Genomic DNA, 601 nt, shown 5'->3' with positions numbered 1-601 from the left:
CAGAATCTGCCTGGCGGCTGTAGCGCGGTGGTCCCACCTGACCCCATGCCGAACTCAGAAGTGAAACGCCGTAGCGCCGATGGTAGTGTGGGGTCTCCCCATGCGAGAGTAGGGAACTGCCAGGCATCAATCAGGTGAAGAAGCCCCGTACGGAAGTACGGGGCTTTTTTACGTCCGTCGTCCGGGGAGGGCGGGGGCTGCCGGGCCTCTGCGGGCTTCAGGTCAGATCTCTGCCGTCGCCTGCCGGTCATCCTCCCTGGTCCGTTTACCTTGCCTCTGCATGTAAAAGGAAAGAATATGTCGTCAGCGGCCCTTTCCTGTCTATGCCTTTTAGCCCATGCTTTGCATCAATCTCTCCTGTAAATAGCTAAACAGGCTGTGATCAAACCGCGCTGTTTAAACGTGCGGTTGGCAAAACGGCCGGATGAAATGGATGCCCACCTCTACAAAGTTCTGCTGATACTTCACAATTGTGTAAGCGTCGCATTTAGACCGTCTGTCCGTTTCCCTCCGGCTCCTTGACAATAATGTCCATCATTTATAATGGACATTAGCGTATGAAACACCGGACCTGGCTACTTGAAGCCCTGCATCTGCACTT

The 601-nt window shown here is 54.4% G+C and carries 1 rRNA gene; it reads left to right on the top strand.

Annotation, left to right across the window (positions count from 1 at the left end):
* Window positions 1-9 precede the first annotated feature (9 nt).
* A 5S ribosomal RNA gene (gene rrf / locus F7Q90_RS25835) occupies window positions 10-125 on the top strand.
* The last annotated feature ends 476 nt before the right edge of the window (window positions 126-601 follow it).

The sequence above is a fragment of the Pantoea stewartii subsp. stewartii genome (genome assembly GCF_008801695.1).
In the GTDB taxonomy this organism is placed as follows: domain Bacteria; phylum Pseudomonadota; class Gammaproteobacteria; order Enterobacterales; family Enterobacteriaceae; genus Pantoea; species Pantoea stewartii.
This window is presented reverse-complemented; position numbering and strand designations above follow the sequence as displayed.